Raw genomic sequence first — 19,435 nt, 5'->3', positions numbered from 1 at the left:
AAAATCTTAACTTTCTTATAACAATCTCCTTACATTTGAACTAAAAAGCGATTTGAATTGAAATAATTTTAGAAAACATATTATAATATGGAAAATTATAGATGGAAAAGAGGTCTTTTAAGTGACTCAAACTACAACTAATTATAAATCTATTCAGCAGCAGCTTGAAGGTTTAAATGCTGATGAAAAATATATGATTACATTATTAAGCAATACTTCTGCTTTATTAAATGAAAATTTGTCTAATATTAACTGGTTAGGTTTTTATTTAATCGAAGACGGGCAATTGATTTTAGGTCCATTCCAAGGACGCCCTGCTTGTACACCTATTCAAATTGGTAAAGGTGTATGCGGCACTTCTGTTGAAAAAGATATCACACAACGTGTGGATGATGTACATGCATTCCCTGGTCATATTGCTTGTGATGCGCGTAGCCAATCTGAAATTGTGATACCCATGCATCGCAATGGAGAAGTTATCGGATTATTAGATATTGATGCGCCAATCAAAGAACGTTTTACAGTAGATGATCAAGTTGGTTTAGAATCCATCATGAAAATATTAGAAAAACAAATTGCTCAAACGGTGAAATAATACGATAGATTCTACTATTTTCTATAAATGTATTGACTTTACCGGTGTAAATGGTACAATACTCTTTGTGTGAATTAACGAAAGTAGCAGTTGTATATTATTAGGCGCTATGTTGTTCCCAACGCGGACGTGCCGTGTAACCGTAGCTATGAGGCGAGGACACATAAAACAACATATCTTAATAAGCATACAACACTCTTTTTTGTTTTTTCATTACAAATTTAAAAAAACAAAAGGAGGAGTCTTAATATGGCTCGATTCAGAGGTTCAAACTGGAAAAAATCTCGTCGTTTAGGTATTTCTTTAAGCGGTACTGGTAAAGAATTAGAAAAACGCCCTTACGCACCAGGACAACATGGTCCTAACCAAAGAAAAAAATTATCAGAATATGCAATTCAATTGCGTGAAAAACAAAAATTACGTTACTTGTATGGAATTACTGAAAGACAATTCCACAATACATTTATCGAAGCCGGTAAACAATCTGGTGTGCATGGTGAAAACTTCATGCGCTTATTAGCTAGACGTTTAGACGCTGTCGTATATGCTTTAGGTTTAGCACGTACTCGTCGTCAAGCTCGTCAATTAGTAGGTCATGGGCACATTGAAGTAGATGGTAAACGTGTAAACATTCCATCTTATACTTTAAAACCAGGTCAAGTTGTCTCAGTTAGAGAAAAATCTCAAAAACTAGACATCATTCAAGAATCAGTTGAAATTAACAACTTTGTTCCTGAATACTTAGACTTTGACGAAGAAAAATTATCTGGTACTTTCGTACGCGTTCCTGAACGTAGCGAATTACCTGCTGAAATCAACGAACAACTTATCGTTGAGTACTACTCAGGTAAATAATAGAACTTTTCAAGCACTGCTTTCCAATTGGAGAGCAGTGCTTTTTTGATGTAAATCCAATCTAAAAAATGAGAAAGCGAGAAACTATTTTCTAGTTTTCTCGCTTTTCCCTCTTACTTATTCTTTTTAGTTTTAATAATTCTGTAGATTACTACGCCAACAATTACAATAATCCAACTTGCTAATTCTTTTTTACTTTCAAATTTCAAATTAATTTTCATAACAATAATCTGAGGAAAGAAATCTTTTGTTTTTACTTGATGTCTTTCGCTCTTCCTCCTATTTGATATCCTAATATTATTATACAATAATTTTCATCAATCTAATTCAAAATAATAATTAGGCCCATCAGTTATAATACCGTCTACACCAAGATCTATTAATTTTTGTATTTCTTCAACATTATTGACTGTATAAGGCATTACTTTTAAACGATGTGCATGTGCCCTTTCAACAAATTTACGGTTCACTAATTGATAGTTCGGATTTACATATTCACAGAATTTAGCTATTTTATTGAAGTTAGGCATTCTCATTAAATATTTCTTCTTACTTAAAAGTAACCCTAATTCATATTCCCGCGTGATTTCGGCAATTTTCTGGATACTCTTTTCATCAAATGATTGTAAGATAGCACGTTCAGGATTCAAGCGATATTCTTTAAGTTCACGCAACAATATTTCTTCAATATTAGGATATTGACTCGGCTTTTTAATTTCTATCAATAAAGTTATATCATATGGTTGTATAAGTTTAACAACCTCTCCAAATGTCATGATTCTAGTTCCCTCAAAAGTGCTATCCTTCCATAACCCGAAATCATAGCTTTTCAATTCATCTAATGTATAATTTTTAATATAACCAGAACCGTTAGATGTTCGGTCAATTCTATCATCATGAATCACTACTAATTCTTGATCTTTGGTCAAATGAACATCTATTTCCAACATATTTATATTCGTATTTAATGCTGCTTTGTAAGCAAGCAGTGTATTTTCAGGATAATCAATATTAAAACCGCGATGTGCGATTATTTTAAGTTCATCGTCTGGTTTGATTTTATGCATGTAATCCATCCTTTTTTGTTAATAAGCTTTAAAAATAATTTATCATATATAAAATGGGGGGTAAAAGAAAAATGCCAGAACATGATTTTATTATAAATACGCAATGGAGTGGTGGCCGTGATGAAGTGGGACGTGCTCAAGGTAATGTGATTAACGAAGAAATTTCTATCCCAGGCTCATTAGGAGGCCAAGGTGTAGGCACTAACCCAGATGAAATGCTTGTAGCTGCAGCTTCTTCTTGCTATATAATTTCACTTGCTGCAGCTTTAGAACGTGCTCGTTTTACTTCTGTATCTATTAATCAACAATCTATAGGAACTGCTTCACTTAATAACGGTAAATTTAAAATGGAACGTATTACACATAAACCGCAAATCACTGTAAATAGAACTGAAAAAGAACAACTTGAAAAACGCCTCAATTCATTATTAAAAATCGCAGATAACAACTGTATGATTTCAAATTCTATACGAGGTAATGTAGAAATTAAAATAGAACCAACTATTTTATAACTCACTAAGAATGGCCAAGCAAAGTAGATTTATTTTGTTTGGTCTCTTTTTAATTAAAAAGCTACAAAAAACACTAAAATTGCTCTTTTCAAAAATATATTTATAGCCCAAATAAGAGTAACCGCTTACAATCTGTTGAAGTGTTAAATTGTTGCAAATACTCCATATTTACACATAAATTCACTTCCTTATTTTCAGAATATTTGATAAAATGAAACAATCTTGTTGTTAGGGGGAAATCTATATGTATCATCATCCATTGTTATTAACACCGGGACCAACTCCGATTCCGGACCGTATTCAACGCGTCATCCAAGAACCAATGATTGGTCATCGTACAAAAGAATTTGAGAAAGTTGCTGAAAAGGCTTATAAAGGGTTGAAGCCTGTTTTCGGTTCAGAAAATGACGTACTTATTTTTACATCCAGCGGTACGAGTGCTTTAGAAGCAAGCATGGTCAATTTGGTTAATCCAGATGACCATGTTGTTGTTATAGTTTCTGGAACATTCGGCAATCGTTTCAAACAAATTGCAGAAACGTATTTTAATCATGTACATGTTTACAATGTTACATGGGGAGAAGCAGTTAATGTCAATGAATTTATGGATTATTTAAATTCATTGACTGAAGATGTGACTGCAGTATATACACAATACTGTGAGACATCAACAACTGTAGTACACCCTATTCATGAATTAGGCAAAGCAATACATGAAAAATATCCTGAAACTTATTTTGTAGTTGATGGTGTCAGCTGTGTGGGCGCAGTTGATGTCAACCTTAAACGCGACAATATCGATGTACTAGTTGCAGGGAGCCAAAAAGCATTAATGTTACCACCTGGATTGGCTTTTGCTGCATATTCAGATAGAGCAAAAGATCGTTTTGCTGAAGTAGAAACACCACGTTTTTATTTAGATTTTAATAAATATATTGCATCTGCTGAAAATAATTCAACACCTTTCACACCAAACGTAAGTTTATATAAAGGTGTAGCTGCATATGCAGAACTTGTTGAAGATGAGGGATTCAACAATGTAATCAAAAGACATTATGTAATACGTGACGGTTTACGTGCTGCGCTAAAAGCGTTAGATTTACCACTTCTTGTGGAAGATGAATATGCTTCACCTACTGTTACAGCCTTTGTTCCACCAACATCTGAGGAAATTTCCTCAATTAAAAATCAATTGTTAAATCGCTTCAACATTACAATTGCTGGGGGTCAAGGAAAATTAAAAGGAAAAATCTTACGTATTGGTCATCTAGGAACCATTGATACAGCTGACATATTACAATGCGTAAGTGCTTTAGAAGTTATTTTAAGTGACTTAAGAAATGAATCTTATATTGGTAAAGGTACAAAAGCTTATTTAGAGGTGATTAAAGATTATGTATAAAATTTTAGTATCAGACCCTATCGCTAAGGACGGGTTGCAAACTTTATTAGATGATGAACAATTTGAAGTGGATATAGATACATCACTTTCTCCAGATGAACTAATTGAAAAAATCAAAGCATACGATGGACTCATTGTGAGAAGCCAAACTCAAGTCACTGAAGATGTCATTGAGGCAGCGGATAATTTAAAAATAATTGCTCGCGCTGGTGTGGGTGTAGATAATATAAATAAAGATGCCGCAACAAAACGCGGTGTTTTGGTCATCAATGCACCGGATGGAAATACAATTTCTGCAACAGAACATTCAATGGCTATGATTTTAGCTATGGCTCGTCAAATTCCGATGGCACATCAATCTCTTAAAGAAGGAAAATGGAATCGTTCTGAATTTAAAGGTACTGAACTTTATCATAAAACTTTGGGCGTAATCGGAACTGGCAGAATTGGATTAGGTGTTGCTAAACGCGCAAAAAGCTTTGGTATGAAAATCATTGCCTTTGATCCATATTTAACTGCTGAAAAAGCTCAAGAGTTAGATATCGAACGTGCAAGTGTTGAGGAAATTGCACAAAAGGCTGATTTTGTTACAGTTCATACTCCCCTTACTGCTAAAACTAAGGGTATGATTGGTAAAGAGTTTTTTGAACAAGCAAAACCGCAATTACAAATTATCAACGTAGCACGTGGCGGTATTATCGATGAAGAAGAATTAGTTGAAGCATTAGATAAAGGGCTAATCGCACGTGCTGCAATTGATGTATTCACACATGAACCTGCTACCAATTCACCTTTAGTTAAACATGATAAAGTAATTGTAACACCACATCTAGGAGCTTCTACTGTTGAAGCACAAGAAAAAGTAGCCGTTTCAGTTTCTAATGAGATTGCAGAATTTTTCCATACTGGTAATGTTCGTCATGCAATTAATGCACCGAAAATGATTTTTGGAGAGGAAGATAAAGAATTACAAGATTATATCGATCTTTGTGATATGGCGGGTAAAGTTTGTATTCAGCTTCTTGGAAAAGCACCGCGTGAACTTAAAATTAAATTCAGCGGTCAACTTGTCAAAGAAGATACAAATATTTTGACACGTACTATTGCTAAAGGCGTATTATCTCAAGATTTAGGAGATCGCGTAAATCTTGTGAACTCACTCTTCTTATTAAATGAACAAAATGTCGTATATAATGTCGAAAAAGATGCTAAATCACGTTCATTTAATAATTACATCGAATTAACAATGATTAATCGTGACCAAGTCGTTACGGTTGGTGCTACAGTACTAAATGGTTATGGTCCTCGTATTGTAAGAATCAACGACTACCCTGTTGATTTTAAACCTGCCGAATACCAATTAATTATTAATCATACAGACCGACCTGGTATTGTAGGTAGAACGGGACAGATTTTAGGAGAATATGATATTAATATTGCTTCAATGCATTTAGGCCGTGCAGAAGAAGGCGGCGATGCAATGATGATTATATCAGTCGACCATACAGTTTCTGAAGATATCATCAAAGCACTTTTCCAAATTGATGGTTTCAAAAATATTCAGTTTGTAGATTTAAGTAAATAATCATTATAAAAACCAGCTGGGAGAAGATCTCTCCAGCTGGTTTTAAAATTTTTATAATAATATTTTTCGAATATCTAATACATTATCAACGATGTAATCTGCTTGATGTACTGCTAATTCATCTTTCGCTGCTTTACCTTTCAAACCTGTCAAAGTTCCTATAAAAGTTGCATCAGTTGTATCAGCACTAAATAAATCCGCTAAAGAATCCCCTACTATAAATATTTCCTGATCAGAGAATATATTTTCTTGTTGTTCAGCGTATTCACGATAATTTGATTCATCATTACCATTATATGCAGTAATATAACTAAATGGATTAGGTTTGCCTAAAGGCTTTAATTCTGGAAATCGTTCTTCTGCTTTTAACACTTCAGAAGCAGTTGCTATATGGTGTGGATCAAAGAAAGAAGCTAGTCCTTTATCTTCAAATGGAACAAGAGTTTCTGTTCTAGGGCGCCCCGTCGCAATCGCAAGTTGATAACCTGCTTCTTTTAAATCACTGAGCAGCTTTTGAATTTGATCAATAGGAGCTAATTCTGATTCTTGATAAATATAGCCAGTTTTAAAATCACTGCGTGGTGTTTTATTTTCTACCTTACGATATAAACGATGTCCTAAATACCATTCTTGATAAACCTCTTGAGCAATTTCCCACAATGGACTTCTAATTTCAAACAGTTCAGTATGAGTAGTATTCAATTCTTGTTCAGCATATTTTCTTAAATCACGATAAATTTGTGATTTTCCTGATTCAGCATTTTCCATAAAATTTAATGGTTTTACAAAATCTAGAGTATGGTCATTTAAATTCTCTCCAAGCTCTTGTAGTGTTACATCTGTAAATGGATGTGCTGTCAAAAATGCTTCCTTTTCTTCCGGAGAGACATTTTTTAATAAATCAATCAAATGAATTGATAAGGCAATAAACAGCATGTCCCAATTAGAATTCAAACCACGTGACTTCATTGCATTTAGTATTTTATCTTGGTCAAATACAACCTGACGAATCAGGGTAATATCACTATTAGCGATTTTATTGAATTTGACATTCTGCATTAATTTCAAAAATTGATGACTCATCAAAATTTCATATACTGTTAATGCTGATACATCAAAACAGCGCTCTTCACTTAAAAATACACCATCAACATCAAATAATACTGCTTTCATAATTACGCACCTACTTCAGAAAATTCAGATTAATGAGTATCATTATACAAATGAATACTTAAATAAGCAATAGAGCGAAGCAAACCTTTTTAAAAGATTTATGCTTTGCTCTAATTATTGACTTTAATTTGTTTCCATTTGCAATTCAACCTCATCAGCAACTTGTTGAACTTGAGTGCCAATAATGACTTGTGCGTTATGCTGACCGCTTGTCGTCACACCTACTGCGCCTGCTTGAGTAATTTTATTTTTATCTAATTGATTGATATCTGCAACTTCTAATCGCAATCTCGTAGCGCAATTTGTAAGTGATGTAATATTTTCTTTTCCACCCAGCCCTTCAATAATTTGAGAAGACATTTTTTCATATTTACGTGGTTCACCTTCTGAACTTATACTTCCAGCTGGTGCTCCATTTGCTGTTTCCACAACCGGATCAGCAATTTCATCATCTCCACGTCCTGGTGTATTTAAGTTGAAGATTTGAATAACTGCTCGGAACACAACATAATAAATTACAAAGAATACTAGTCCTTGAACCATCAGCATCATTGGATGATTGGCTACAGGATTTAACAATGATAAAACAAAATCAATCAGTCCTGCACTAAATGCAAAACCTGCAGTCCAATGAAAAATTGCTGCAATAAATAGTGATAATCCTGTTAACAATGCATGAATAACAAAAAGCACAGGAGCTACAAACATGAATGCAAATTCAATTGGTTCAGTCACACCTACAAAGAAAGCAGAAATTGAACCAGCAAGCATCAACCCTGCTACGCGCTTTTTCTGTTCTGTTTTTGCCGTATGATACATTGCTAAAGCAGCTGCTGGAATACCAAACATCATAACTGGGAAGAAACCAGCCATATAACGACCTGTAATACCTTTTACTGCATCATGACCTGTTTGGAATTTGGCAACATCATCAATACCTGCAAGATTAAACCAAAACACTGAATTTAAAGCATGATGCAGTCCTGTCGGTATTAATAATCGGTTAAAGAATCCATATAAAAATGCACCGAAAGGACCAAAATTAATAATCCACTTACCAAACGCTACAATAGCATCATAAACAAATGGCCATACGAAAAAGAAAATAATAGCTACGACAGATGAAAACAATGCTGTCATAATCGGAACCAAGCGTTTACCGCTGAAGAAAGATAATGCCGTAGGCAATTCTGTTCCGCTGAACTTGTTATAAGAATAAGCAGCAACCAATCCGACGATCAGACCTACAAATACATTTTGTCCATTCATAGCAGTAAAAGCTTCATTGAGTTTATCTGCCTTAACATGTAATAATTCGGTTAGTTTATCGGGAGATAAAACACCTGTTACTACAAAGAAACCGACAACTGCAGCCAATGTTACAGCTCCGTCATTTTTCTTAGCCATACCGAGTGCTACACCAATTGCAAAGAGTATGCCGAGATTTTCCATAATTACAAAACCGCAATTGAAAATAAATTGTCCAATTACTGAATTGGCTTGAAAAGCTTTAATAGCATTACCAATTCCAATCAAGATAGCTGCAGCAGGTAATACGGCAACTGGCAGCATCAAAGAACGTCCCAAACGCTGTAAAAAATTAAACATTCACTTCACCTTTTTCTATTTATTATGTATGAAAACGTTTTATTAAAACAGTAAAAAAAGATAGTGTTTTTTGATGTTATTGAAATTATTCATCGTTCAACATCATACAAAAACACTATCTCAATTACGTATTACAATAATTCATTTAATTCTTTTTGTAATTCTCTAGTTCTTTTTGTTACTTCTTGCGTAATATAATCAACTTTTTCATTACGCTTTTTCAAATGCTCTGGTAAATTTGCTGTATCAATCGGTTCACCAAATTTGATATGTGCTTTACCTGTAATCAATCCCATAATTTTATCCGGGCCTACATATGCTGCTGGAACAATCGGTACTTTAGCTAGCATTGCAATCGTTGCAGCACCGCGTTTTAAAGGTGTTTCTTCTGTTGTTCTATGACCAGCAGGAAACATACCAATTGTTTTGTTCTTTTTCAGTAAATTAACTGGTGTTTTAATTGTGCTTGGTCCTGGATTTTCACGATCTACTGGAAAAGCATTAAGAGACTTCAAAAAACTACCAAAAAATTTATTGTTAAAAAGTTCTTTTTTAGCCATGTAATGAATTTGATTTGGGTATAAAGCCATTCCTAGCATAATCACTTCATTATAACTTTCATGATTACAAGTCACCACATAACGATGTAATTGCGGTACATTCTTTTTCCCATGAACTTTGAGTGATTTACACTTTTTGACTAATAACCAATACAGAATGCTGCTGATAAATTTGTACATTTTGTCACCTACTATATTGAATGTTTGCTACTCAAATTTTATCATTATGCCTTCAGGACAACAAGATAATTTATAAACCTTTCCTTTCTTTCCTAGTTTTATTAAATGAAAATACACTAATTCGTTTAAATTATTATCAAAATACTGGAAATAGACTTTAAATCATTAGATAATATAAATAAGAATAATAAACGGAGGTATAAAATGACAGATTATTATAATCAAAATAATGAGAACACCCCACCACCCAGAAAAAAATTCCCATGGTTCCGTGTTGTTTTAATTGCCTTACTTTCTGGTATTATCGGTGCACTTTTAGTACTTGGCGCATTTAAAATTGGCAGCATTATAACCGATCAAGCAAACAAAGGATCTCAAGTTAATGAATCCTCACAAAGTAAAGGCGGAAATGTCTTAGATGGTAAAAGCGATAAATATAAAACGGTTAACCAAATGCTGAATGATGTTTCACCATCTATAGTTGGTGTAATTAATATGCAAAAGGCTCAGAGCCTAGAAGATTTCTTTAATGGCAGTGCTGGCAAATCACAGGAAGTCGGAATCGGTTCAGGTGTTATCTACCAAAAATCTGGAAATGACGCTTATATTGTGACAAATAATCATGTAGTAGACGGTGCAAGTGAAATTAAAGTACAGCTTCATGACTCTAAACAAGTTAAAGCGCGTCTTATAGGAAAAGATGCTTTAACAGATATTGCTGTACTTAAAATTGATAATGCACCTGGTACTAAAGCAATATCTTTTGCTGATTCTTCAAAAGTTAAAACTGGCGATAGTGTATTTGCAATTGGTAATCCTCTTGGATTAGAGTTTGCAAACACTGTTACATCAGGTATCATCTCTGCTAATGAACGTACAATTGATACTCAGACTGCTGATGGAACAAATAAAGTTAATGTATTACAAACAGATGCAGCAATCAATCCTGGTAACTCAGGTGGCGCATTAGTCAATATCAATGGCGACTTAGTTGGTATCAACTCTATGAAAATTTCTAGTGATCAAGTAGAAGGTATCGGTTTTGCTATCCCAAGTAATGAAGTGAAAATAACAATTGAACAACTTGTCAAACACGGCAAAGTTGAAAGACCATCAATTGGTTTAGGCTTAATTAATTTAAGCGATATACCAGACCGCTATAAAAACGACTTGCACACTGATCGTACTGATGGTGTTTATGTTGCAAAAGTTTCCCATCAAGATGCTATTAAAAAAGGTGATATTATCATTAAAGCTGACGGCAAAGCAATCAAAGATGATGCAGCTTTACGCTCATACCTATATGCAAATAAAAAGCCGGGCGATACAATGAAACTCACTATTATACGTGATGGTAAAGAAAAAGAAGTTACTGTAACACTTGGTAAAAAATAATATGGTATTAAAAAGGCTCTGGATAACCTGATATAAAAATCAGAATCCAGAGCCCCTTTTGTTTTTCAGTTATTTATACTTAACCATAAAGTATTTTTTCTTACCGCGTCTTACAATTGTAAATTCATTATCAATCTTATCAGCTTCAGAAATTTCATATTTCAAATCTTGCTCACGTTCGCCATTAATGTAAATTGCACCATTTGATACATCTTCTCTCGCTTGTCTTTTAGAAGAAGAAATACCCGCTTCAACAATAAAGTCTACAATATTAGTCGTTGCATTGCTGACTTCTGCTTGTGGTACATCTTTAAAACCTTCACGTAATTCATCGCTGCTCAATGCTTTCAAATCACCGCTGAACAACGCTTCTGAAATACGGATTGCATCATTAAGTGCACCTTCGCCATGAATGAAACGTACTACATTTTCAGCCAATGCTTTTTGAGCTTCACGTAAATGCGGAGCTTCTTCTTTAGATTGTTCAAGACGTTCTATCTCTTCTTTATCTAAGAAAGTAAAGTATTTCAAGAATTTAATAACATCTGCATCTGTTGTATTAATCCAAAATTGGTATAACTCATAAGGACTTGTTTTTTCAGCATCTAACCAAACTGTACCAGCTTCTGATTTACCGAATTTTTTACCATCCGCTTTTGTAACTAAAGGAATCGTAATACCATATGCCTCAGTTTGACCATACATACGACGCATTAATTCAATACCACTTGTAATATTGCCCCATTGGTCAGAACCACCGATTTGCACTTTACAATTGTATTCGCGGTTTAAATGACCAAAATCGATAGCTTGTAAAATCATATAAGTAAATTCAGTATATGAAATACCATTTTCTAAACGAGATTGTACTGAATCTTTGCCTAACATGTAATTTACACCAACATGTTTACCATAATCTCTTAAGAAATCGATTAAAGAAATTTTACCTAACCAATCTCTGTTATTCACTAATTGAGCTGCTTCTTTACCAGAGAAATCAAATATTTTATCCATTTGATTACCGATACCACGAACATTTTGTTCTACTTGTTCTTCTGTTTGTAAAACACGTTCATCTGTTTTACCTGATGGATCTCCAATCATACCTGTACCGCCACCGATCAATACAATCGGTTTATGCCCATGATTTTGAAAACGACGTAAAGTTAATAATGGTAATAAATGACCGATATGCATACTGTCTGCAGTTGGATCTACACCGCAATACAAAGTAACTTGTTCTTTATTTAAAATATTTTCTAAGCCTTCAGCATCTGTTTGTTGATAAATAAGACCGCGCCATTCTAAGTCTTTTAATAATTCATTTGTCATGAATTGTTGCCTCCTCTTTTTTTGATCGCTAATAATAATTTATATCTTTTGGATTTTTGAAAAATAAAAAACCCTTACAGTTCAATTACTGTAAGGGCGCATAACATGCACGGTACCACCATACTTAAGGTTTCTCTACTTAATGATACGTTCATTAAATCAAACGTCGGATACTTATGAATCATAAGGCACCAGGTGTATTCGCTCATTCGCTATTGTTAGTTCACAGCACCCACTAACTCTCTGAAAACAGCTAAATCAGTTACTTTTCCTTATCCAAAACATATAATTTTAATTCAAGTATAAGTAACAGCTTATTAAAAGTCAACTTCAATTGGATTATGATATACTAACTTTAATATTGGAGGTCAATCATGAGCACACCACAACCTAGCCATTCTGATACTACCAAAGCTCTCAAATTGTTTGAACTTTGGTATAAGAGAATAAAATATTTCTTTGTGACTATATTTGTCATCATCTTGCTTGTTATTAGTTTATCAGCCGGCTTATTATTAGGCTTTTTCATGAGTATGACAGCAAACTCTGAAAATATAACAAATGCACAATTACGTGCTCACGTTCTACGTGTTCCAGGTGATGAACAAATTAACTATAAGCAAAAAGATTTCTTAAAGCAATATGATGATTCATTAAATCCATTACTTGTAGGTCCTAAAAGCGTCAATGCTGTGATTCCTAAAGCTTTGGTTGCGTCTGAGGATTCACTATATTATAAGCACGATGGCATTTTACCTAAAGCATTATTGCGAGCTATATTTCAAGATATCTTCAACACAGAAGCATCTTCAGGCGGCAGCACAATTACACAGCAAGTGATTAAAAATCAAGTCTTGAATAACGAAAAAACTTACAATCGCAAAGCTAACGAAATTGTATTAGCAATGAAGCTCGAACGTATTATGTCAAAAGAAGAAATTATGTATATCTATTTAAACATCGTGCCTTTCGGTCGAGATTATAATGGAGATAATATTACAGGTATTTCATCCGCTTCATACAGCCTTTTCGGCAAACCACCGAGTGATGTGAATTTACCAGAAGCTGCTTATCTTATTGGACTGGTTCAAAGTCCCTACACATATACACCTTATAACGAAGATGGTACATTAAAAAAAGATACTGATTTACAAATCAGTTTAAAAAGACAACATTACGTATTATGGCGTATGAAAGTAGAAGGAGAAATCAGCGACAAAGAATTTCATCAAGCAGAGAAATTTGATATAAAAACGCATTTAATGACAAAAAGACCCTGATAAAAGCGGATTACAAATGTAATTCCACTTTCAATCAGGGTCTTAGTTTATTTTAATTAGAATAAACCTTTAGCATGTCCATCTTCAGTGACATCCATATTAAGTGCAGCTGGTTTTTTAGGTAAACCAGGCATTGTCATAATTGCACCAGTTAATGCAACAATGAAACCTGCGCCTGTTTTAGGTTGCAATTCTCTGATTGTAATTTCAAAGTCATCTGGTGCACCTAAACGATCTTTGTCATCAGTAAATGAATATTGTGTTTTAGCCATACATACCGGATAATTATCCCAACCGTTTTCTTTAATTTGTTTTAGTTGTTTTAAAGCTCCACTTGTAAATGTCACTTTATTACCGCCATAAATATTAGTAACAACTTTCTCAATTTTTTCTTCGATTGGTAAATCTAAATCATAAGTATGTTTGAAATCATGTTTTTCATTCAATACTTCTTGTACTTGTTTCGCTAATTCAACGCCGCCTTTACCGCCTTTTTCCCACACTTCTGTTAAAGCGATACGTACGCCATGTTCTTTAGCCCAATCTTCAACGACTTGTTCTTCAGCTTCAGTATCTGAAACAAATGCGTTTAATGCGACAACTGGTTCAACACCGAATGAACGAATGTTTTCGATATGACGTTCTAAGTTAGCTAAGCCATCTCTGACAGCTTGAACATTTTCTTCTTTCAAGTCGTCTTTTGCTACACCGCCGTGCATTTTTAAAGCACGAATTGTCGCTACAACAACAGCAGCACTTGGCTCAAATCCTGCTTTACGCGCTTTGATATTCATGAATTTTTCAGCACCTAAATCTGAACCGAAACCTGCTTCTGTTACCACAATATCAGCAAGTTTACGTGCTGTTTCAGTTGCGATAATTGAGTTACATCCATGTGCAATGTTTGCAAATGGTCCGCCATGAATTAATGCTGGAGTACCTTCGATTGATTGTACCAAGTTAGGTTTAATAGCATCTTTTAAGATCATAGCAAGCGCGCCCTCAACTTTTAAATCTGCAACTGTCACTGGTTTACGGTCACGTGTGTAACCAATAGTGATATTTGCAATACTTGCTTTCAAATCTTTTAATCCAGTACTTAAGCAAAGAATTGCCATAATTTCTGATGCTACCGTAATATTGAAGCCATCTTCTCTTGGTACACCTTGTGTAGGACCGCCAAGTCCGACAACTACTTTTCTTAATTCACGGTCGTTCATATCAAGTACACGTTTCCATTCAATACGACGTTGATCAATACCGAGTTCATTACCTTGGTGGATATGGTTATCAATAAATGCAGCTAAAGCATTATTTGCTGTTGTAATTGCATGGAAGTCCCCATTAAAGTGCAAGTTAATATCTTCCATAGGCAAAACTTGAGCGTAACCGCCGCCTGTTGCGCCACCTTTAATACCGAATACCGGACCTAAAGCAGGTTCACGGAGTGCCATCATGACATTTTCTCCTAATTCATGGAAAGCATCGGCCAAACCAACTGTTACTGTAGATTTACCTTCACCTGCTGGTGTCGGGCTCATTGCAGTAACAAGTACGACTTTACCCCTATCTCCTTTGTCATCCAGCTTATTGATGTCTATTTTTGCTTTGTAATGACCATATTGTTCTAAAGCATCTTCAGGAATACCAATCTTTTCAGCAATTTCTGAAATTGGTTTAATCGTAGCTTGGTTTGCTATGTCTAAATCTGATAAATGAGTCAATTCATTCAGCCCCTTACTAAAGTAATAAAGTTACAGTATCGACAACTGTCTGTTGAACGGTTTTAATAAATAACACAACCGCCTTTTCCCTCAATAACAAAGCCGTTGCGTTAGAATTCACTGATTCAAATGAAATCTCGCTAACAGGCAATGTTTCAACTGTAGGAAAAGCTTTTACATGTTCAATAATAACGAATTATATATTTATTGTCGAACATATTCATCAATTATTTTTTTAGCTTTCTTTCTTTTAATGTAAAAGTTCCATTCAAAATACTCTATAATAATTTTATTGTATTTTTATGGCAATAAATGCAAGCGCTTTCTTGGAATTAGCGCATTCAAAAAAGAGATAAGCTTAAAGCCTATCCCTTAAAAGTTGGTAATGACTATTTAATCTTCCATTGTACTTAAATCGCCTTCTGGTAAATCTAATTCCCAAGCTTTAAGTACACGTCTCATAATTTTACCTGAACGTGTTTTTGGAAGTTTATCTTTAAATTCAATTTCTCTAGGCGCAGCATGTCCAGATAATCCAGTTTTAACAAATTGTCGAATATCTTCTTTTAATTCATCATCTGGTTCATAACCTGGGTTTAATGCCACAAATGCTTTGATGATTTCACCGCGTACTGGGTCAGGTTTCCCGATAACCCCAGCTTCTGATACTGCAGGGTGTTCTACTAATTTAGATTCCACTTCGAACGGTCCTACACGTTCACCTGCAGTCATAATTACATCATCAACACGTCCTTGGAACCAGAAATAACCATCTTCATCTTGATATGCTGAATCTCCTGAAACATACCAGTCACCGATGAAGTAAGAATCATATTTTTCAGGGTTTTTCCAAATTTTACGCATCATTGACGGCCAACCTTTTTTAATCGCCAAATTACCCATGCGGTTTGGCGGTAATTCGTTACCTTGGTCATCAACAATAGCAGCTTCAATTCCTGGTAATGGTTTACCCATTGAGCCAAGTTTGACATCCATAGAAGGATAATTCACAATCATATGACCGCCCGTTTCAGTCATCCACCAAGTATCTAATACAGTGTGACCAAGTACTTCTTTTGCCCATTTAATAACTTCTGGGTTAAGCGGTTCACCTACAGATAAAACTTCACGTAATGAAGATAAGTCGTATTTCTTAACAACATCGTCACCGGCACTCATCAACATTCGTAATGCTGTAGGCGCTGTATACCAAACAGTTACTTTGAATTCTTCAATCATGCCATACCAAGCTTCTGGAGAGAATCTGCCTCCAGCAATACAGTTTGTTACGCCATTCAACCATGGCGCAAAAATACCGTATGATGTTCCTGTAACCCAACCCGGATCGGCAGTACACCAATAAATATCATCTTCTTGTAAATCTAATACATATTTACCTGAGATATATTGTAAAATCATAGCGTCTTGTACATGTAATACGCCTTTAGGTTGTCCAGTAGAGCCTGAAGTATAGTGAAGAATCAAACCATCTTCTCTATCTAGCCATTCAATATCAAATTGATCACTAGCCTCTTTAAGATCTTTTTTGAAATCTACATATTTATCATCAACTTCGTCATCATCTACAACAACGATTGTTTCTAAATTAGGCAGTTTGTCTTGCGGAATACGATCTAATAAGTCTTTTGTTGTTACAATAACTTTAGCATCGCTATTTTCCAAACGATCTGCCACTGCTTTTTCCATAAATGCTTCAAACAATGGTCCAACAATTGCACCAATTTTTAAGATACCAAATAATGCAAAGTATAATTCAGGTGTTCTTGGCATAAAGATAAATACACGGTCACCTTTTTCTACATTTGCTTTATCTTTCAAAACATTGGCTGCTTTATTTGAGTATTCTTGCATTTCCTTAAATGTATAACTTTCCTGACGTTCAGCATCTTTATAATTCAATGCAGTTTTATCGCCTTTACCATCATCTACATGACGGTCGATACATTCATAAGCCATATTGACTTTTCCAGTATCGTACCAAGAAAATGCTTTTTCTACCTCTTTCCAATCAAAGTTCTTGTATGTTTCTTCGTAATCTTGAAGGTTAAAATTACCTTCTCCCCCTTTGTATACATCGACTTTCATTTGAATTGCCCCCTTCGTTTGAAATCGTTTTCATATGGCTATTATACAAAAACATAAGCCAACATTCAAAATATAATTATGATAATTCTGATTTTTGTGTTAATTGCGTGTAAAAAACATTATAATAGTAATAAATACACGAAGATAGAATGAATAGTTAAGCTTTAAGTAAATCAAAGAGAATGTAATCGTCTATTTGTGTTTTTAATATTTAAAAGGAAGTGGCGATATATGGAACATATCAAAACATATGTAAAGCAAGAATATACACGCGATGGTCAACAATATGTCATTGAAGGTCCAGTACCGCGAGAAAAACTTGAAACTATGAGTTACGATGATGGTCTTGATGCTTTCAGGAAGCCTATTGAACAATTTGAAGCGATTCAAGAAATTAGTGAATTACCTGAAGGTCGTATCTACGTATTGCGCAAAGATAATAAGATTGTAGGTTATGTTACTTATCATTATCCAGACCCTCTTGAGCGTTGGTCTACGGGTAATTTACCCTACTTAGTTGAACTCGGAGCCATTGAGGTAGCACTTCCTTATCGTGGTACTGGACTTGGCAGTGAATTAATTAAACAAAGTTTAAGTGAAGATGAGTTTGAAGACTATATTATTTTAACAACTGAGTATTATTGGCATTGGGACTTGAAAAATTCAAAACTAGACGTTTATGAATATAAAAAATTAATGCAAAATCTAATGGCACAAGGAGGATTAGAGATTTTTGCTACGGATGATCCTGAAATTACAGGTCACCCAGCTAATTGTTTGATGGCAAGAATCGGTTCGCGTATTAGTTTAGATCAGATAAAAGCTTTCGATGATGTACGTTTTATGAACCGATTTTTCTACTAAAGGGGAGATTTTATGAGTCAAAAAAACAAACAAACGGGGTATGTCTATTCCAATCAACTTATGCAATATCGGTTTAGTAATGATCATCCTTTTAACCAGATGAGACTGAAACTAACTACGGAATTATTAATCGATGCTGGTTTATTAACACCAGACCAAATTATAACACCGCGTATTGCTACAGATGACGAATTGACACTAATTCACTCCTATGACTATGTTAATGCGATTAAGCATGCTTCTCATGGGATATTAAGTCCTTCTGAAGCTAAAAAATACGGTTTAGCTGATGAAGACACTTCACAATTCAAACATATGCATCAGCATAGTGCACGCATTGTTGGGGGTGCGTTGAAACTTGCTGATATGATTGTGAATGATGAATTACAAAATGGCTGTCATTTAGGCGGAGGATTACATCATGCTTTACCAGGTAGAGCAAATGGATTTTGTATATATAACGATGTAGCTATTACTGCAAAGTATCTCTCCAAAAAATATGGTTTACGCGTAATGGTCATAGATACAGATGCACATCATGGGGATGGCGTGCAATGGAGTTTTTATACTGATAATGATATTCTCAATTACTCAATACATGAAACCGGAAAATTTTTATTTCCAGGGTCAGGCCATTATACAGAACGAGGTAAAGAACAAGGGTTTAGTTATTCTGTAAATGTGCCACTTGAGCCTTATACAGAAGACGCCTCTTTTGTAGAATGTTTTAAAAAAACAGTGACACCTGTCGTTAAATCATATCAACCTGATATTCTTTTAAGTGTACATGGAGTCGATATCCATTATTTAGATCCGCTGACACACATGAATTGTACTTTAGATGCACTTTATGAAGTACCATACTATATTAAATCTCTTGCAGATACTTATACAAATGGAAAAGTTATGATGTTTGGCGGCGGCGGTTATAATATTTGGCGTGTTGTACCAAGAGCATGGAGTCATGTGTTTTTAAGTTTAATGGATCAACCTATCCAGCATGGTGATTTGCCAAAAGAATGGGTTGAAAAGTGGCAACATTACTCCCCTCTTGATTTACCAACAACGTGGGATGATAAACGTTTAGACTATATGGAGATTCCTAGAACTGCAGAGATTTCAGCAAAAAATTTAAAACATGCTAATCAAGTAGCAAGCTGGTTTTAACAATTAAAAAAGCACTTGGAATATCGCCAT

At 34.6% G+C, this 19,435-nt stretch carries 16 protein-coding genes; 9 read left to right on the top strand and 7 right to left on the bottom strand.

Annotated features, from left to right (window positions below; genetic code table 11):
• Nucleotides 1-121 precede the first annotated feature (121 nt).
• Nucleotides 122-595, top strand: coding sequence for a GAF domain-containing protein (locus DYE31_RS05905; protein WP_046099185.1), 474 nt, complete (start codon nt 122-124; stop codon nt 593-595).
• Nucleotides 596-844: 249 nt separating this feature from the next.
• Entirely contained in the window at nt 845-1,450 is a 606-nt protein-coding gene (gene rpsD, locus DYE31_RS05900) for a 30S ribosomal protein S4 (protein WP_015900571.1), read from the top strand.
• A gap of 317 nt (nt 1,451-1,767) precedes the next feature.
• On the opposite strand, the gene DYE31_RS05895 is transcribed toward rpsD, so the two are convergent.
• Nucleotides 1,768-2,517, bottom strand: a complete 750-nt coding sequence (locus DYE31_RS05895; protein ID WP_015900572.1) for a glycerophosphodiester phosphodiesterase — start codon at nt 2,515-2,517, stop codon at nt 1,768-1,770.
• Nucleotides 2,518-2,588: 71 nt separating this feature from the next.
• Between DYE31_RS05895 and DYE31_RS05890 the strand changes: the two genes are divergently transcribed.
• The 3 genes from DYE31_RS05890 to serA all read left to right on the top strand — a co-directional run bounded on the left by DYE31_RS05890 (nt 2,589) and on the right by serA (nt 6,016).
• Nucleotides 2,589-3,029: an SACOL1771 family peroxiredoxin gene (locus DYE31_RS05890; RefSeq protein ID WP_015900573.1), complete on the top strand. Its 441-nt coding sequence runs from the start codon at nt 2,589-2,591 to the stop codon at nt 3,027-3,029.
• 244 nt (nt 3,030-3,273) lie between these two features.
• Nucleotides 3,274-4,431, top strand: a complete 1,158-nt coding sequence (locus tag DYE31_RS05885; RefSeq protein WP_015900574.1) for a pyridoxal-phosphate-dependent aminotransferase family protein — start codon at nt 3,274-3,276, stop codon at nt 4,429-4,431.
• The gene (serA, locus tag DYE31_RS05880; RefSeq protein WP_015900575.1) at nt 4,424-6,016 is read left to right on the top strand and encodes a phosphoglycerate dehydrogenase; all 1,593 of its coding nucleotides are present in this window, start codon (nt 4,424-4,426) and stop codon (nt 6,014-6,016) included. The genes DYE31_RS05885 and serA overlap by 8 nt, the downstream gene beginning before the upstream one ends.
• A 51-nt stretch (nt 6,017-6,067) precedes the next feature.
• On the opposite strand, the gene DYE31_RS05875 is transcribed toward serA, so the two are convergent.
• The 3 genes from DYE31_RS05875 to DYE31_RS05865 form a co-directional block, all read right to left on the bottom strand.
• The gene (locus DYE31_RS05875; protein WP_015900576.1) at nt 6,068-7,189 is read right to left on the bottom strand and encodes an HAD family hydrolase; all 1,122 of its coding nucleotides are present in this window, start codon (nt 7,187-7,189) and stop codon (nt 6,068-6,070) included.
• Nucleotides 7,190-7,312: 123 nt separating this feature from the next.
• Nucleotides 7,313-8,797, bottom strand: coding sequence for an N-acetylglucosamine-specific PTS transporter subunit IIBC (nagE, locus tag DYE31_RS05870; protein WP_015900577.1), 1,485 nt, complete (start codon nt 8,795-8,797; stop codon nt 7,313-7,315).
• A 131-nt stretch (nt 8,798-8,928) separates the two neighbouring features.
• Nucleotides 8,929-9,537: a lysophospholipid acyltransferase family protein gene (locus tag DYE31_RS05865; RefSeq protein ID WP_015900578.1), complete on the bottom strand. Its 609-nt coding sequence runs from the start codon at nt 9,535-9,537 to the stop codon at nt 8,929-8,931.
• Nucleotides 9,538-9,741: 204 nt separating this feature from the next.
• Between DYE31_RS05865 and DYE31_RS05860 the strand changes: the two genes are divergently transcribed.
• Nucleotides 9,742-10,932, top strand: a complete 1,191-nt coding sequence (locus DYE31_RS05860; protein ID WP_015900579.1) for a S1C family serine protease — start codon at nt 9,742-9,744, stop codon at nt 10,930-10,932.
• Between the two features lie 69 nt (nt 10,933-11,001).
• Here the strand turns inward: DYE31_RS05860 and tyrS are convergent, their stop codons facing one another.
• Nucleotides 11,002-12,264 carry a tyrosine--tRNA ligase gene (gene tyrS / locus DYE31_RS05855; RefSeq protein ID WP_015900580.1) on the bottom strand — a complete coding sequence of 421 codons (1,263 nt, stop codon included), beginning with the start codon at nt 12,262-12,264 and terminating at the stop codon, nt 11,002-11,004.
• A 374-nt stretch (nt 12,265-12,638) separates the two neighbouring features.
• On the opposite strand from tyrS, the gene DYE31_RS05850 reads away from it, so the two are divergent.
• On the top strand, nt 12,639-13,544 hold the full coding sequence (locus DYE31_RS05850) for a biosynthetic peptidoglycan transglycosylase (protein ID WP_015900581.1): 906 nt from the start codon (nt 12,639-12,641) through the stop codon (nt 13,542-13,544).
• 56 nt (nt 13,545-13,600) lie between these two features.
• Here the strand turns inward: DYE31_RS05850 and DYE31_RS05845 are convergent, their stop codons facing one another.
• Nucleotides 13,601-15,268, bottom strand: a complete 1,668-nt coding sequence (locus DYE31_RS05845; protein ID WP_115314371.1) for a formate--tetrahydrofolate ligase — start codon at nt 15,266-15,268, stop codon at nt 13,601-13,603.
• A gap of 393 nt (nt 15,269-15,661) precedes the next feature.
• Nucleotides 15,662-17,374 (bottom strand): acetate--CoA ligase, encoded by a 1,713-nt coding sequence (acsA, locus tag DYE31_RS05840; RefSeq protein WP_046099176.1) that lies wholly within the window; start codon nt 17,372-17,374, stop codon nt 15,662-15,664.
• 231 nt (nt 17,375-17,605) lie between these two features.
• On the opposite strand from acsA, the gene DYE31_RS05835 reads away from it, so the two are divergent.
• Together DYE31_RS05835 and DYE31_RS05830 are read left to right on the top strand one after the other, a co-directional pair.
• Nucleotides 17,606-18,238: a GNAT family N-acetyltransferase gene (locus tag DYE31_RS05835; RefSeq protein WP_015900584.1), complete on the top strand. Its 633-nt coding sequence runs from the start codon at nt 17,606-17,608 to the stop codon at nt 18,236-18,238.
• A 12-nt stretch (nt 18,239-18,250) separates the two neighbouring features.
• A complete protein-coding gene (locus DYE31_RS05830) occupies nt 18,251-19,405 on the top strand; it encodes an acetoin utilization protein AcuC (RefSeq protein WP_046099175.1) in 1,155 nt (384 codons plus the stop codon).
• Nucleotides 19,406-19,435 lie beyond the last annotated feature (30 nt).

This window comes from Staphylococcus carnosus (genome assembly GCF_900458435.1).
In the GTDB taxonomy this organism is placed as follows: Bacteria; Bacillota; Bacilli; order Staphylococcales; family Staphylococcaceae; genus Staphylococcus; species Staphylococcus carnosus.
Note: the sequence above shows the minus strand (reverse complement) of the source record. Positions and strands in the feature narration are given on the sequence as shown.

Excerpts from the sequence above, each read along its gene's own strand:
- rpsD (WP_015900571.1), top strand. The coding sequence starts at position 845 with ATGGCTCGATTCAGAGGTTCAAACTGGAAAAAATCTCGTCGTTTAGGT.
- DYE31_RS05895 (WP_015900572.1), bottom strand. The coding sequence starts at position 2,517 with ATGCATAAAATCAAACCAGACGATGAACTTAAAATAATCGCACATCGC.
- DYE31_RS05890 (WP_015900573.1), top strand. The coding sequence starts at position 2,589 with ATGCCAGAACATGATTTTATTATAAATACGCAATGGAGTGGTGGCCGT.
- DYE31_RS05885 (WP_015900574.1), top strand. The coding sequence starts at position 3,274 with ATGTATCATCATCCATTGTTATTAACACCGGGACCAACTCCGATTCCG.
- serA (WP_015900575.1), top strand. The coding sequence starts at position 4,424 with ATGTATAAAATTTTAGTATCAGACCCTATCGCTAAGGACGGGTTGCAA.
- DYE31_RS05875 (WP_015900576.1), bottom strand. The coding sequence starts at position 7,189 with ATGAAAGCAGTATTATTTGATGTTGATGGTGTATTTTTAAGTGAAGAG.
- nagE (WP_015900577.1), bottom strand. The coding sequence starts at position 8,797 with ATGTTTAATTTTTTACAGCGTTTGGGACGTTCTTTGATGCTGCCAGTT.
- DYE31_RS05865 (WP_015900578.1), bottom strand. The coding sequence starts at position 9,537 with ATGTACAAATTTATCAGCAGCATTCTGTATTGGTTATTAGTCAAAAAG.
- DYE31_RS05860 (WP_015900579.1), top strand. The coding sequence starts at position 9,742 with ATGACAGATTATTATAATCAAAATAATGAGAACACCCCACCACCCAGA.
- tyrS (WP_015900580.1), bottom strand. The coding sequence starts at position 12,264 with ATGACAAATGAATTATTAAAAGACTTAGAATGGCGCGGTCTTATTTAT.
- DYE31_RS05850 (WP_015900581.1), top strand. The coding sequence starts at position 12,639 with ATGAGCACACCACAACCTAGCCATTCTGATACTACCAAAGCTCTCAAA.
- acsA (WP_046099176.1), bottom strand. The coding sequence starts at position 17,374 with ATGAAAGTCGATGTATACAAAGGGGGAGAAGGTAATTTTAACCTTCAA.
- DYE31_RS05835 (WP_015900584.1), top strand. The coding sequence starts at position 17,606 with ATGGAACATATCAAAACATATGTAAAGCAAGAATATACACGCGATGGT.
- DYE31_RS05830 (WP_046099175.1), top strand. The coding sequence starts at position 18,251 with ATGAGTCAAAAAAACAAACAAACGGGGTATGTCTATTCCAATCAACTT.